The organism is Streptomyces sp. NPDC001922 (assembly GCF_042891165.1).
In the GTDB taxonomy this organism is placed as follows: Bacteria; Actinomycetota; Actinomycetes; order Streptomycetales; family Streptomycetaceae; genus Streptomyces.
The window spans coordinates 57,664-73,236 of sequence record NZ_JBIASV010000018.1 but is presented as its reverse complement, the minus strand read 5'-3'; the positions used below and the strand labels follow the sequence as shown (position 1 = coordinate 73,236).

Sequence of the window (15,573 nt, the reverse complement as noted above, 5' to 3'; positions counted from 1 at the left end):
ATCCTGGACGGGTGTGCGAATCGATGCGTAGCGTAATCTTCACGATTTCATCCAGAATCGTTCACAAAATAATCATGGGGTCTGAGGAGGCCCTGTGGGGGGAGTCAGGCATGCCTCGGGGGAGTTGGCGGCGGGCTCGGGTGCCCGGCGTGGTGTTGGCTGCGGCGGTGGCGCTGGGGGTGTTTCCGTCGCACGGTGTGCAGTCCGCTGTCGCACAGGAGCCGCCCCGTCAGGCGGCCGTCAAGCACGCCAAGAAGACGGCCGCTGACGAAGAGCAGGCGCGGGCTCTCGCCGAGCGGGACGGTGAGGCTGTGGAGATCGCCTCGATGCGGGGGGAGAGCAGTGAGGTCTTCGCCACTCCTGACGGGAAGCTGGAGGCCAGAGAGCACTTACGGCCGGTACGGACGCGCGTCGACGGTAAGTGGATGCCGATCGACACTGCCCTGGCCGCCACCGATGGCGGGCTGGTGGCCCCGAAGGCAACGACGGTTGATCTGACGTTCTCCGGTGGCGGCGACAAGCCCTTGGTCCGGATGACGAAGGCCGGGCGCAAGCTGGCGCTGTCCTGGCCCACCGCGTTGCCGGCTCCTCTGCTCCAGGGGGACACCGCCACGTACCGGGATGTGTTGCCGGGTGTGGATCTGCGGATGGGAGCGCAGGAGGACGGCTTCACACAGCTGTTGGTGGTGAAGTCGGCAGAGGCGGCCTCCAGTAAGGCGCTGGCGGAGTTACGGCTGAAGCTCGATGCCGAAGAACTCGATGTCCGCAAGACCGATTCCGGTGGTGTCGAAGCGAAGGACAAGGGCGCCGGCGGGACCGTGTTCGAGGCGCCGCAGCCGGTGATGTGGGACTCCAGTCCAGGATCTGCCGCATCGGAACGCACGGACAAGCGTGCCCCGAAGGCTCGGCCGGCTGACCGGGAGCCGCTGAAGGCCTCGGCCCGTGGTGTTGCCGGGGCCCAGGACGAGGAGCCCGGGGCGGGCGAGTCGGGCAAGCTGGCCCCTGTCGGGGTCGAAGTCCCCAGCACTCAGAACGAGATGGTGCTCAGGCCCGACGCCGGTGTGCTGAAGGGGAAGGACACCGTCTATCCGGTGTTCATCGATCCGCAGTGGTATTCGCCGAAGGCGACGGCGTGGACGATGGCGTCGAAGTACTGGGCCTCCTCGCCGCAGTGGAAGTTCAACGGGGACTCCGACGGCGGCATGGGGTACTGCGGTTGGTACTACTGCAAGCCCGAGGACACCAAGCGGCTCTTCTACCAGGTGCCGACATCGAGGTTCGCGGGAAAGTCCGTGCTGTCCGCGGAGTTCGTGGTGCGGAACACCTGGTCGGCCTCGTGCGACGCACGTGGTGTGCAGCTGTGGCGTACGAAGGGGATCTCGTCGTCCACCACCTGGAACTCGCAGAACTCCTCGGATTTCTGGGTCGATCACCTGACCACGGAGTCGTTCGCCCACGGCTTTGACGGGTGTTCGGCGAAGGACGCGGAGTTCTCGGTGAAGTCTGCGGTGCAGCATGCCGCCAATAAGAAGTGGCCGACGATGACGTTCGGCCTCAGGGCGTCGAGCGAGGGTGACCGCTACGGCTGGAAGCGCTTCTCCGACCACGCGTTTCTGCGGGTGAAGTACAACCGTCCGCCGGGCCAGGTCAGGATGTCGCAGCTGACCATGGAGTACGGAGGCACCTGCAAGAGGCCCGGCGACGCCCCGCGTGTGCGGACCCTGGGAAAGATCCACGCGAACAACATCACCGACCCCGACGGCGACAAAGTCGCGGTCCAGTTCCAGGCCGCCTGGGACACCGGTGACGGCAAGGGCGCCGTCGCCCGGTGGAAGCCGGATCCGACGTCGTTGAAGAAGTCGGGATCGGACTTCGCGGTGTCCCTGCCGTCCTCGATCCCGGCGAACAAGGTCGTCGACTGGTACGTCCGGTCCTACGACGGTGCCCAGTACTCCCCGTGGTCCACCGCGGGGGATGCGACCGGCTGCTACTTCGTCCGCGACACCTCGGTGCCGAAGGCACCCGCGGTGGGCTCCGGGGAGTACCCGTCGTCCGACCCTGACGACCCCGGTGATCCTTGGCTCGACGGTGTGGGGCAGTACGGCACTTTCACCTTCGACACCTCCTCGGCCGATGTGACCAGGTACCGATGGGGGGTCAACAGCGACCCGGTGTCGGCGAATCAGATATCGACATCCGGGGGAGCCTCCAGGGCGGTCAAGCTTCTTCCGGCGAAACCGGGGCTGAACTTCGTCACGGCGCAAGCGTTCGACCAGGCGGGCAACGGATCGGAAATCCGCACCTACCAGTTCAGGGTGAAGGCCGGCCAGCCCGAGCGCGCCACCTGGCAACTGGACGAGCCGGCCGGTGCGACGCGGACCGAGGGATCCACACCACCACGCCCGCTCGCCCTGCACGGCGGTACCGAGACCGGGGCGGAGGGCGTGGCGGGTAAGGGCCTCTCCTTGAACGGCACGGACGGCTACGCCTCCACCGACCTGTCCGTGGTGGACAACACCCGGGGGTTCTCCGTCTCCGCCTGGGTGAAGCTCGCGCAGGTGCCGGACCACACGGCGATGGTGGCCTCGCAGATCGGCAACGAGAATGCCGGCTTCGAGTTGTACTACTCGGCCTCCTACAAACGCTGGGTGTTCAACACCTTCGCTGACGACAAGCCCGGTGCCACGGTGGTGCGCGCGATGGCTGCTGCGCCCGGCGGTGTGCGGGCAGGGGAGTGGACCCATCTCGTCGGTACGTACGACGGGGCGGACGGCAAGCTCCAGCTCTTTGTCGACGACAAGCTGGTGGGTTCCGCCTCCCACACCATCGGCTGGAACGCCCGCAGGGGACTGCAGATCGGCGCGGGCGCTTCCCAGGGAAAGCCGGAGGACTTCTTCCCTGGCACCATCGACGAGACACAGATCTTCGACAAGCCGGTCGCTCAGGACGAGGTCGACAAGCTGTACGCCCGGCAGACCGTGGGCGACCCCGGCCGCCCGGCCGTGGCCGTCTTCCACCTTGATGAGGAGCCCGGCGCCACCGACGTCAAGGGCTACGGTGGAGTGATCCCGGCGACGTACGCGGGCGGCGTGACCACCGGGCTCCCCGGGGTGGCGGGCAAGGCGGCGCACTTCAACGGCAGTGACGGTTTGGCGAGAGTCGGCCAGGAGCGGGCCCCGCACATCAATTCCTCCCGCAGCTTCACCGTCTCGGCGTGGGCCAAGCTCGACCGGAAGCCGGACGATACCGCGGTGATCACGGCCCAGAGCGGTGAGCACGCGCCGGGCTTCGAGCTGTACTACTCCAAGACGTACGACCGGTGGGCCGTCAACCAGTACTCCGCCGACACCACGAACGCGAACCCCGTCCGCGCGATGCAGCCGGACGGTACCCAGGCGCGTACGGGGGAGTGGGTGCACCTGACCGGCGTGCACGACACCGTTGCCGACACGCTCACCCTCTACGTCAACGGTGCGAAGGCGGGGTCCACCCGTCTGGCCGGGGCGTTCTACGCGGACCGAGCCTTGTACATCGGCGCGAGCTCCTACGACGGAAACGTCGGCAACCACTTCCCGGGCACCATCGACGACATCCGGCTCTTCGACCGTCCGGTCTCGGCAGGTGAGGTGCAGCAGCTCTTCAGACAGCGCGCACTGGTCAAGGGGCGCTGGACGTTCGAGAAGGCGTCCGGCACGCCGCTCACCACCCCGGACGCGTCAGCGTCGGGCAACGCCATGACACTCCACAGCGGAGCCAGGACCGGACCGGGCTGGGTCGACGGCGGCGCGGTGCTCGATGGCGTCGACGACTACGCCATGACCTCCACCGTGCCGGTGGATACGAGCGCGAGCTTCACCGTTACCGCGTGGGCGCAAGCGGCGGCCGTGCCGAAGAACGGTGTGACGCTGCTCAGCGCACCCGGAGCACAGCAGGCCGCCTTCGCGGTGCGGTACGCGCCGAGTGCGACCCCGGAAACGGATCCGGGACGGTGGCGGCTCTCCATGGCGGGTGCGGACACGAAGGACGCTCCGGTCACGCAGGTCGACAACGGCCAGTTCCACGGCCCCACCGACTGGACACATCTGGCGCTGGTCTACGACGGGTTCGCCAAGGAACTCAAGCTCTACGTCAACGGAGAGCTGGAAGAGGTGGCGTGCGGGGACACCGATGAGGACGGTGCCCCGGACGACGCTGCCTGCGCCGACCGGGTCTCCACGGCGGAGAACGTGCTGTCCTTCAAGGGCACACAGCCCCTGCAACTGGGACGGCTCAAGGCCGGCTCTTCCTGGGGCGAGTTCTGGCCGGGCGCCGTCTCCGACGTCTGGGCCTTCCAAGGAGCGCTGACGGATCCGCAGGTCTCCCAGCTGGCGGCGGGGATGCCCGGCATGCCCACGGATGTGCCGGGCGGCAGCTGATCTTCGTGCCGGGCGCCTGAATGATCTCCGGCTGCCCGGCCACCGGCACTTCCCCAGGAGTGGCTTTCTCTTCACCCCGCGGCGTTTGCGTCCGGTGGTGCACACAGTGAGGGATGAAGGACAGGGATGAACGGCAGATCGAGCATGCGGGGTCGAGTGCTGCGTCCTCGTGTCGCGCTGGCCTCGGCCGTGGTCATGGTGGCGACCTTGCTGCAGGCGGTGGCACAGCCCGCTGCCGCTGCGGACGACGGAAAGGGACGGCCGGCCCGTCCCCGGGCCGAGCAGCCGGTTTCCGGCGCCATCGGCAAGGTCAAGCCACGCACGGTCATGAAGGGGCCCCGTACTCCACAGGTCGCGCCTCGAGCCAGTTGGCCGAAGGCGGCGTCAGCGGTCGTGACGCTGCCCGCATCCGGCGCGAAGACCGGAGCGGCACCGAAGCCGGTGCGTGGCCTGCCGCTGGCCCTGGACGCAGCAGTGCGGCACGGCAAGGGCGCCCGCGGTGAGGTCACGGCCCGGTTGCTGGGCCGCGAGGAAGCGGAGAAGGCCGGGGTCGACGGGCCGCTGTTCAGCTTGCAGTCGGACACGGTGCGGAGCGGCAAGAAGAACGCCACGGTGGGCCGGGTGCGGGCCCGAGTCGACTATGCGTCCTTCGCCGGAGCCTACGGGGGTGGTTACGCGTCCCGGTTGACCTTGGTCGAGCTGCCTGCTTGCGTGCTGACCTCGCCGGCCAAACGGTCATGCCGTACGCCCGAGCCTGTTGAGGTCGTCAACGACACCGAGAAGCGGACCCTCACCGCCCCCGACCTGTCCTTGCGCACCGGTGAACCGACGGTGCTGGCAGCCGTGGCGGAAGGGAAGGGCGACAAGGGGAACTTCAAGGCCACCTCGCTGTCGCCTTCCGCGGCATGGGACACGAACCTGAACACCGGCGACTTCACCTGGTCGTACGGCATGCCCGTGCCGGATGTGCCAGGCGGACTGACACCGAGCGTGGGTGTGTCCTACTCATCGGGCGCGGTCGACGGCCGTTCCGCGAACACCAACAACCAGTCCTCCTGGGTGGGCGACGGCTTCGACCTGTGGCCCGGCCACATCGAGCGCAGTTACAAGTCGTGCGCGGACGACGGGGTGAAGCACGCGGACGGTGGCAAGCCGGGAGACCTGTGCTGGTCCTATGACAACGCGTTCATCTCCTTCAATGGCAAAGGCGGGGAGCTGGTGCCCAGCGGCGCCGACTCCTGGAAGCTGAAGAGCGATGACGGCACGAAGATCGACCGCCTCTACGGTTCGGCCGACAACGTGCGCGGCAACGGTGCCAGGAAGGACGAGTACTGGCGGGTCACCACACCCGACGGAGTCCGCTACTACTTCGGCTACAACCGACTGCCGGGCTGGACCGAGGGCAAGGAGACCACTGATTCCGCGTGGACGGTACCGGTGTTCGGCAACGGTGCCGACGAGCCCTGTCACGGTGCGACCTTCGCCGAATCGTGGTGCCAGCAGGCGTGGCGATGGAATCTGGACTACGTCGTGGATCCTCACGGCAACGCCATCACCTACTACTACGACAAGGAAGCGAACTCCTACGGCCGCAACCTCAAGGCCAAGGACAACACCCGCTACGTCCGCGGGGGTGACCTGGACCGCATCGAATACGGCCTGAAGTCGTCCTCGGTGTACGGCAGCAAGGCGCTGGCGAAGGTCGACTTCACGAGTGGGGAGCGCTGTCTGCCCGATGCGCAGACCGACTGCGCATCCATCAGCAAGGACGCCTTCTACTGGTACGACACTCCCTGGGATTTGAACTGCACGGCGGACGAGGACTGCGACGACGGTCGGCTGTCCCCGGTGTTCTTCACCCGCAAGCGACTGACCCGGGTCACCACACAGGCCCTCGACGGCGGCGCCTATCAGGACGTCGACAGTTGGGCGTTCGGCCACCGCTGGGGCAAGGCCGACACCGACTACCAGCTGGAACTGGAGTCCGTTCAGCGCACCGGCCGCAGCCAGAAACCGGACATCACGCTGCCGAAGACCACCTTCGCCTACACCCAGCTGGCCAACCGCCTGGACAAGACCGGCGACGGTTACGCACCGTTCATCAAGGACCGCCTGTCCACGGTCGCCGACGAATCCGGCGGACAGATCGACGTCAACTATTCCACCGAGGCCTGCGACTGGGACACCCTCCCGACCCCGCAGACGAACACCACCCGCTGCTTCCCGCAGTACATCGGCGGCAGCACGAGCGACGACCCTGAGCGGCAGTGGTTCAACAAGTACGTGGTCGACTCCGTGACCACGACCGACCGCACCGGTGGAGCGCCCGATCAGGTCACCGCCTACGACTACAAGGGCGGCGCCGCCTGGCACTACGACGATGACGACGGACTGACGAAGGAGAAGTTCAAGACCTGGTCGCAGTGGCGCGGCTACGGGCACGTCCGGGTACAGACGGGCGGCCAGGGCGGGGCGGCCGCCATGAAGTCGCAGCAGGACACCTACTTCCTGCGCGGCATGGACGGCGACCGCAAGGACACCGGAGGCGGCACCAAGAGTGTCACCGTCGCGCTCGGCGACGACGAAGGCGACCCGCTCACCGACCACGAGTCGGCGGCCGGCTTCGCCTACAAGACAGTCAGCTACTCCGGACCCGGCGGCAAGGCCCTGGCCAAGACGGTGAACCGCCCCTGGCGCCACGAGACCGCGAAAAAGGTCCGCGACTGGGGCACGGTCACAGCCAACCTCACCGGAACCGGGCACACCAAGACGTTCACCTCGCTGGACGACGGCGCCGGATCCAGATGGCGGACCACCTCAACAGCCACCAGCTTCGACACGGTGGCCGGGCGGGTCAAACAGGTCGACGACTTCGGAGACAACGACACCGCCGCGGACAACATCTGCACCCGTTCCACCTACGCCACCAACACCGACAAGAACATCCTCACCCTCCCCTCCCGGGTGGAAGCCGTCGCCACAGCGTGTGACACGACCGCTGCCCGACCGGACGACGTCATCTCCGACGCGCGCACCTCCTACGACGGCGGTGCCTACGGGGACGCCCCCGCGACCGGCGACGCCACCGCAACCGCGCTGCTGAAGAAATACGACGGAACCACCGCCACCTATACGGAGTCCGGTTCCACCTATGACTCCTACGGACGGGTGCTCACCAGCACCGACCTGACGGCCGACGTCACCGTCACCGCATCCGGAGCTCTCAAGCGCACCGCCCGGACCGACGGCCGCACGACCACGACCGCCTATACCCCCGCCACAGGGTTTCCCACCAGCGCCAAGGTGACCTCGCCGCCCGCAAAGACCGGCGATGCGGCCACCGCACAGACCACGACCACCACGCGTGACGTGCTGCGCGGCCTGCCGCTGAGCCAGACCGACACCAACGGCAAGGTCACCCATTACGCCTACGACGCCCTGGGACGCTCCACCAAGGTGTGGCTGGCCGACCGGCTCACCGGCCAGACCCCCACGTACGAATTCACCTACGCTGTCACCGACCGGCAACCGGTGGCGGTGGGCACCAAGACACTGGGGAACAACGGCACCCAGCAGACCTCCTACACCCTCTATGACGGACTGCTGCGGGAACGGCAGACGCAAGCTCCCGGACCGGGCGGCGGACGGCTGTTGACCGACGTCTTCTACGACGAACGCGGTCTGAAAGAAAAGGACTTCGCCGCCTATTACGCCGACGGTAGGCCGAGCGGCACTCTGTTCAAGCCCGAAGACGCGCTGAGCCTCGAGACGCAGAACCGCTACAGCTACGACGGCCTGGGCCGACAGACCGAGTCACGGCAGCTTGCCGGAAACGGCGACGGCGGTACGGTGCTGGGCGTCACCAAGACCATCCACGGCGGCGACCGCACTACGGTCATCCCACCCGTCGGCGGCACAGCCACTACGACGCTCACCGACGCCCGCGGCAAGACCACCGAACTGCGCCAGCTCCACCAGCGCACAGCCGACGCCGCCTTCGACACCACCACCTACGCCTACACTCCGCGCGGCGAACTGAAGACGGTCACCGATCCCGCCAGGAACACCTGGCGATACAGCTATGACCTGCTCGGCCAGCTCACCGAGGCAAAGGACCCGGACAAGGGAACCACCAGCAGCGCCTACGACGACCGAGGTCAGCTGACCTCCACCACCGACGGGCGCAAGACCACCCTCGCTTACGTCTACGACGGCCTCGGCCGACGTACCGAGCTGCACAAGGACTCGCCGAGTGGTGAGCTGCGTGCGAAGTGGGTGTACGACACGATCAGCGGGGCCAAGGGGCAGCTGGCCGAGTCCACCCGCTACAAGGGCGGCCAGGCATACACCTCCAAGGTGGTGGCCTACGACCGCCTCTACCGTGTGCTTCGCTCCTCGGTCACCATCCCCGCCTCCGAGGGCGCACTCCAGGGCACCTATCTCTCGGCGACCGGCTACAAGGTCTTCGACGCCGTGGAAAGCGTCGGCTACCCCAAGGCAGGATCCCTGCCGGCGGCAAGCATGGCCTACACCTACGAAGACGCGACCCTGCGCCCCGTCGCCGTCGACGGCAGCCAGGGAGTGAAGTCCAGCACCCTGTACAGCCTCACCGGCAAACCGCAGCAGTACGAACTCTCCAGCGGCGGCGGCAAGAAGACCTGGGCCACCAACACCTACGAATGGGGCACGCAGCGCCTGGCCACGGCGCGGGTGGACCGACAGGACGTGGCGGGCGTCGACCAGCACAGCACCTACCGCTACGACGAGATGGGCAATGTGCTGTCGATAGCGGACGGATCCCGCTCCGGCATCGACAACCAGTGCTTCACCTACGACTATCTGCGGCGCCTGACCGAAGCGTGGACTCAGGGCGGCAAGGAGTGCGCCACCACCCCGAGCGGCGGCGTACTGGGCGGCCCGGCCGCCTACTGGTCCTCCTACACGTACGACAAGGTCGGCAACCGCAGCACCGAGACGCTCCACGACCCCTCGGGCGATCCCGCCAAGAACACCAAGCGCACCTATGGCTATCCCGCCCCGGGCAGCCCCCAGCCGCACACGCTGACCTCCGTCAAGGCCACGGGGCCGAGTGGAACCGCCGAGGACACCTTCGGCTACGACGAGAGTGGCAACACCACGGCCCGGAGGCTCGCCGGCGACACCCAGTCCCTTCAGTGGGACGCCGAGGGGCGCCTGTCGAAGGTGACCGAACCGGTCGAGGGCGGAGCCGACAAGGTCTCCGAGTACCTCTACGACGCCGACGGCAACCGGCTCATCGGCCGCACCCCCACCGAAACCACCCTCTACCTGGGTGCCACCGAGATCACGCTGCCCAAGGGGTCGTCCACACCGAAAGCCACCCGCTACATCGATCTCGGCGGCGGCCACCAGGCCGTGCAGCAGGACGACGGCAGCGTCTCCATCACGCTCGCCGACCACCACGGCACAGGACAACTCGCCGTCGACGCCGCCTCCCAGAAGCTCACTCAGCGCCGCACCCTCCCCTTCGGTGAACTCCGCGGCGAGCAGCCGAAAGCCTGGCCGGGCACCAAGGGCTTCGTCGGCGGGACCGATGACACCAAGGCCACCGGCCTCACCCACCTGGGCGCCCGGGAATACGACCCCACCACCGGCCGCTTCCTGTCCGTCGACTCGGTCATGGACCTGACCGACCCCCAGCAGATCAACGGCTACGCCTACGCCAACAACAATCCGGTCACCGGCTCCGATCCCACCGGACTCTTCTGCGACGGCTGCAGCGCCGACGGCGACAACAACAGATGGACCGCGAGTCACGGCCCCGGCTGCACCACGGAAGGCTGCTACGACACCGGCGGCCGCCTCTACCCGCAGTCCCACTCCCCGTCCCGATCCTGGTCGGGCAGCGGCAGCTCCTACCGTCCCGGGCGGACGATCAACATCACGCAGAAGAAGGGCGAGCTGCAGCTGGAGGGCATCAGGATCCCGGGTGCCCGCGAACTGGCGAAACGCTTCCCTGGCTACGACACCGAGGAGCAGCTCCATAGATGGGCGCAGGAGAAGTGCTACTCGTCGGTTCATCGGCCTAAGGGATTCTGCTCCGCCGCCGAGGCGATCGGACTGGTGAACTACGAGCAGAACGACTTCGAGAAGCTGGTCACCGCGGCCGCGATCAGCCTGGTTGCCCCGGACGTCGATGCGTGGAAGAGCTGTCTCAGCGGAAAAAGCGCCAAGGCTTGCGGGACAGCTGCCCTTGACCTGCCGTGGGCCCGCGCATTCAAGGGTCTCAAGGTCCTCAAGGCGTGCAACAGCTTCAGCCCGGACACCGAAGTGCTGATGGCCGACGGCACGACGAAACCCATCGAGGACGTCGAGATCGGTGACAAGGTCATCGCCACCGAGCCCAAGACCGGCAAGACCACCATCAAGACGGTCACTGCCGAGATCAAGGGCAAGGGCCTCAAACACCTCGTCAGACTCACTCTTGACCTCGACGGAGACCAGGGCAGCAAGACCGCCTCGGTCACGGCGACCGACGGGCACCCCTTCTGGGTCCCCGAACTCCACTCCTGGATCGACGCCAGCGATCTCCGCACCGGCCAGTGGCTCCGCACGTCGGCGGGCACCCGGGTTCAGATCACGGCGGTCAGGAAATGGGCACAGCAGGCCACGGTCCGCAACCTCACGGTGTCCGACCTCCACACGTACTATGTGCTGGCGGGCGAGACACCTGTGCTCGTTCACAACAGCAACTGTGCTCTGTACACGGTGGGTGGACCGAGGGTTCGCCCGGGGAAAGATATCGATGTGGATGCGGATGGCTTCGTCAATGGGCCTACTGCTGAGCAACTGAAATCTCTGGATGTGCAGGGGCTCTCGACGTTTGATTCGGTGGAGAACGCCAGCCGTATCGGACTGAAGGGGCAGGTTCGTACCCCCACGGGTCCACTTCCTGACGGCTTGGGCGTTATCGCCGACGGTAGAGGAGTCGGAGGTCCGCGCGCACTTGGCCACCACACCATCTACCCAACGCGTCGCATGTCGTTCGACGAGTATGTAGGGCTCATCCAAGGGATGAACTGGCAGAACATAGGAAAGAAGCTGTGAGTCCAGAAAGAGATGCCCTGGGGATGGAGGAGTGGCGTGCCTTGGTGGCAGCCGAGCAAGAGGTCGCTCGATGTCGCGCCGAGGTCAACCAGTTGCCCTCGCGTGTGGCCTTGCTGGCGAAGGTACTCTCAAGCGGTTCGGCGTGGGATCGGTCTGCCTCACTGGAATTCCTCCGACTCTTCCCTGAAGACGTTCAGCAGCTGCTCGATCTGCTGGTTGACCTTTCCTTGTCGACTGGGTGGGCGCTGCCTGCCCGTGAGGCGATCCGTGCAGCTCGAAAAGAAATTGATCCATCGACATTCGCGCGGGTGGCCCTAGAGTGCCTATCCGACGGTGAAGTCGAAGACTATCTCAGGCTGGCTGACGTGCTGGCCGAGGTTGAAGCGTGGGAGGCTCTGAGTGCCGTGATTGGCAAAGCTGCCGAGAGTGGCGACCCTGAAATCCGGGAAGTTTCTCGCAGTTTCACTGAAAGTCACGGCGGCCTGTTGCCTTGATTGGCGAGTAGCCTTCGTTGGTGAAAATGGGCCGAGCCTCGTGTTCTCCGAATTCCGCCCTGCTGGAATTCGGGTCTTTCGCGACGGGTGTAGGTCTGCAGACCTGAAGCCCCGTCAGGTGCGTCCTGGCGGGGCTTCGGCATGGGGTGACGGCAGTAATTGACGGCAACGTCAGCGGATGAGGGCGGCGCAGGGTGGCGGTTCGCCGCCGCCGGAGCGTGATGTCTCGGCGGTCTCCGGGCTGCCGAGCGCGGTGCTGAGGCTGTCGATGGCGTCGCGCTGGAGGCGGAGTCGGACGAGGGCGTAGACGGTGGCGGTGACGCCGATGTGGGCGTGGCCGAGGAGTTCCTTGATCACGATGAGTTCGACGCCCTGTTCCAGGAGCAGAGTGGCGGGAGTGCCTGAGGTCGTGGAAGCGGATGCGGCGGAGGCCAGCCTCGCGGAGGAACGCGGTGAAGGTGCGGGTGGCGTCTGGCCGGGGCCTGGTCAGGGCCCGGCCGCACACGTTAGGAAGCCGCCGTCTCGGTCGTACCGCTGTCCAGTAACGGCCGGCCCTCGGTCGCCGCACGAGTGGGATCGCCGGAGGGTGCCGATGAAGGCTGCATCGCTCCGATGCCCACAACACCCCGTAGGACAAAACCACATGCTGTGCATCGAACGAGTTCGGGGGAGTCGGCGGACGTGATCAGGTGGCGGGCAGCGGCGGCCGTGGTGGCTGTGGCGGCGGTTGTAGCGGGATGCGGCTCTGAGAAGGCGACGGACGGTGGCGCCGGCGGATCCCGGCCGGGGCGTCGCGCGGCCCGGAGAGTTTCGCCGCCGACACGGGAGTCCGCTATCCCGAGGTCACCTTGCCGATGATGGAAGGCATGACGTGCGATGAGGGCGACGGGGACTTCCACTTCGGGAGCGACCTCGACGTCCGGGTCACCGGCGACGACGATCTGAAGGAGGTCGCGGCCGACAGCGACACCGGGGAGATCTCCTGCTTCGTCAGTCCGCCGAACACGCTGCGCCGGGGAACGCTGTCGGCGTCGGTGCCCGTGTTCACCGCCAGGACGAACCTCTACGAGGGCGTCCGCGACCCCAAGGTGCTGCTGGACAGGATCTTCGACCGCTCCACGGGGCTCCTCGAGGGCTACGGGCGCAACTACGTCGGCAAGCCCCGCACCGTCACCAGCCGCACCCTGCTACAGAAGTGCCAACGCAACGTCACCGACACCGTCCCCATGACCACCTGCTACTGGTCGAACTACGGGGCGGCCGGCGTCGTGGACTTCTACCCTCCGAACGGTCAGCACCTGCCGACCGAGATTCCGCCGATGTGACGCAGCGATTCCTTTCGGCGGCGCTCAAGGGCGGCAAGCCCTCTGCCGGCCAGACTTCCTGACCGAGAGTCGGCCCACCACGCCGCCTGACCGTGCTCCCTGTCGACGCATCCCGAACGTTGCGCCCGCTGTCCCCCGCCGCCTGATCGGGGACGTCGGGGGACAGCGTCACCTCCGGCGGAAGATGGTGATGGAGTGGCCCACGTCGTCCACGCGTTCGCTGCTCTCGATCAGCCGCGCCAGCCGGCCCTCGGCCTTGGCGAGCGAGGAGTCCGACACCACGAGCAGGCCGCGGACCTTGTTCGCGGGGGCTTTGAGCGGGTTCGACGCGTGGATGCCGTAGAAGGCCGGCACGCCGCTGCCCTTGTAGACGAGCCAGATCCGCTCGCCCCGGTAGCGGTGCCGGAGGCGGTCGGCCAGCCGTCCCAGGTCCTGGCCCCAGTCGACGTTGGAGTCGTGCAGGTGCCTGTGTGTGCCGGCCGGGCCGCCGAAGGCCTCGTTGGCGTACGGCAGGTAGTACGGGTAGGTCCGCAGGGAGCTGACCGCGACGAACAGGGTCAGTGCCGCCGCCGCGCCATGGGCCCACCGGCGTCGTGACGCGCATACGGCCGCTGCCGCCACCGCCAGCAGCATCGGCAGGAAGACCGCGTACCGGACGCCGAGGTCGCGGGAGGAGTGGAGGGCCGCGGCCAGCAGGACGGCCGCGGGGAGGAGCACGTACGGCGCCGCGGGCCGCAGTCGCCGCATGGTCAGCAAGGCGGTGGACCCGGCCGCCCACAGCGCGAGCATGCCCAGCGGTGTCTTCACCAGCAGCGCGGCCGGCAGGTAGTACCAGAGCGAACCGTCGTAGTGCCGGCCGAACAGGAAGCCGCTCCAGTGCGCGTACTCGAAGCCGAACTGGATGAGCATGCCGTCCCGGTACGGTTCGGGGAACGGCAGCAGACCGGTGACGAGCCCGCGCAGCCCCCGGATGACGGGCAGGTCCGCCGGGGGTGCCCAGCGCAGTCGCGGGTCGACTACGAGGTAGGCGGCCCACACCACGGCGACCGCGACCAGGGCCACCCCGAGCGCCGCTGCCGCACCGAGCGCGAGTTTCCGTACCGACTCCCGTCCGGCCTCTCGTCCGGAATCCCGTAGCGCCTCCCGTACGGCCCCTCGTACGCCATGCCGCACGCCCCCCGGCGGCGCTGACGGCGGACGCTGACCTTCGCGACGCCTCCGGAGGGCGTGCCGGACCGTGACGACGGTCAGCACGAGTAGCACCGGCACCGCCGCCAAGGTGCTCATCTTCGTTGCCAGCGCCGCACCCAGCGCCGCGCCCGCGAGCGCCAGATGGAGCGGGAGCCGGTGCCGGCGCGCCCGCCACAGCGACCACACCGCCGTCAGCAGGAAGCCGGCCGCCGGGACGTCGAGGGTGGCCAGGGAGCCGTGCGCGATGACGTCGGGGGAGAAGGCGTACAGGGCGAGCGCGCACAGTCCGCCCACCGGGCCGGCGAGATCGCGGGCGAAGGCCAGCACGACCAGCCCGAACAGCAGCGTCGTGACGATCACCGGCATGCGGGCCTGGAGCAACAGGTGCTGCGGGTCGTTGCCCGACTCGTACAGCAGGTGTCGTCCGAGCTCGGTCTGGTTCCCCGTGAAGCCGGAGGCGAGCCGCGCCTCGCCGAAGGCCAGGCCGGAGGCGATGATCAGTTTGCCCAGCGGCGGATGCTCGGGGTTGTACCGCAGGCTGTGCTGGTGCAGGTAGACCGCGGCGGTGCCCGCGTAGACCGGTTCGTCGATGGTCGGTGTCTGCTCCACGGCCGTCGACACCATGGCGACCGCCATCTGGGTGAGCAGGGCGACGACCGCGACGACGAACAGCCGGCGCCGGTGCCGCCGCAGCAGATCCGGCAGGCCCGTCCACCCCACGGACACCGCCGGGCCGGAACGAGAAGGAGCGGACGGCGCGGGCGGCGTCCCCGGCCCGGTCAGTCCCGGGCTCGCGGTGGGCTCAGGGGTGTGCGGACCGACGACCGTGTGGTGTTCGTGCGTCATCGTCCCCGTACCCCGGTGTGTCCGGCAGCGCCCTGGGTGTCGTCCGGAACGGACGGCACGACCTGTGATACGGACGATCCGTGCGGAATCGTTCAGCGGTGTCCGGCTGCTCTGCGCGTGCGGCCCGGGCGCCGCGCGCGAGGGGCCGGCGAAACGACCGGCACGGGCGACCTCGGGCAGCAGACAGGCCTGAGGCCGTAAGACAGGCCTGAGGCA

6 protein-coding genes are annotated in these 15,573 nt (G+C 67.7%); 4 read left to right on the top strand and 2 right to left on the bottom strand.

Annotated elements, in window-relative coordinates; all coding sequences use genetic code 11:
• Positions 1 to 326: 326 nt before the first annotated feature.
• From ACFYYR_RS29220 to ACFYYR_RS29210, 3 genes are all read left to right on the top strand, one after another.
• Positions 327 to 4,415, top strand: coding sequence for a LamG-like jellyroll fold domain-containing protein (locus ACFYYR_RS29220; RefSeq protein ID WP_388860181.1), 4,089 nt, complete (start codon positions 327 to 329; stop codon positions 4,413 to 4,415).
• Positions 4,416 to 4,559: 144 nt separating this feature from the next.
• Positions 4,560 to 11,501 (top strand): polymorphic toxin-type HINT domain-containing protein, encoded by a 6,942-nt coding sequence (locus ACFYYR_RS29215; protein ID WP_388860178.1) that lies wholly within the window; start codon positions 4,560 to 4,562, stop codon positions 11,499 to 11,501.
• 44 nt (positions 11,502 to 11,545) lie between these two features.
• A complete protein-coding gene (locus ACFYYR_RS29210) occupies positions 11,546 to 11,995 on the top strand; it encodes a hypothetical protein (RefSeq protein ID WP_388860027.1) in 450 nt (149 codons plus the stop codon).
• 171 nt (positions 11,996 to 12,166) lie between these two features.
• Here ACFYYR_RS29210 and ACFYYR_RS29205 read toward each other — a convergent pair whose 3' ends face one another.
• Positions 12,167 to 12,352 carry a hypothetical protein gene (locus ACFYYR_RS29205; protein WP_388860024.1) on the bottom strand — a complete coding sequence of 62 codons (186 nt, stop codon included), beginning with the start codon at positions 12,350 to 12,352 and terminating at the stop codon, positions 12,167 to 12,169.
• A 509-nt stretch (positions 12,353 to 12,861) separates the two neighbouring features.
• Here ACFYYR_RS29205 and ACFYYR_RS29200 point away from each other — a divergent pair.
• Positions 12,862 to 13,320 (top strand): hypothetical protein, encoded by a 459-nt coding sequence (locus ACFYYR_RS29200; RefSeq protein WP_388860021.1) that lies wholly within the window; start codon positions 12,862 to 12,864, stop codon positions 13,318 to 13,320.
• Between the two features lie 168 nt (positions 13,321 to 13,488).
• Here the strand turns inward: ACFYYR_RS29200 and ACFYYR_RS29195 are convergent, their stop codons facing one another.
• Entirely contained in the window at positions 13,489 to 15,357 is a 1,869-nt protein-coding gene (locus ACFYYR_RS29195) for a phospholipid carrier-dependent glycosyltransferase (RefSeq protein ID WP_388860018.1), read from the bottom strand.
• Between the last annotated feature and the right edge of the window lie 216 nt (positions 15,358 to 15,573).

Coding starts and splice junctions, on each gene's coding strand:
- ACFYYR_RS29220 (WP_388860181.1), top strand. CDS start 327: ATGCGGGGGGAGAGCAGTGAGGTCTTCGCCACTCCTGACGGGAAGCTG.
- ACFYYR_RS29215 (WP_388860178.1), top strand. CDS start 4,560: ATGCGGGGTCGAGTGCTGCGTCCTCGTGTCGCGCTGGCCTCGGCCGTG.
- ACFYYR_RS29200 (WP_388860021.1), top strand. CDS start 12,862: ATGACGTGCGATGAGGGCGACGGGGACTTCCACTTCGGGAGCGACCTC.
- ACFYYR_RS29195 (WP_388860018.1), bottom strand. CDS start 15,357: ATGACGCACGAACACCACACGGTCGTCGGTCCGCACACCCCTGAGCCC.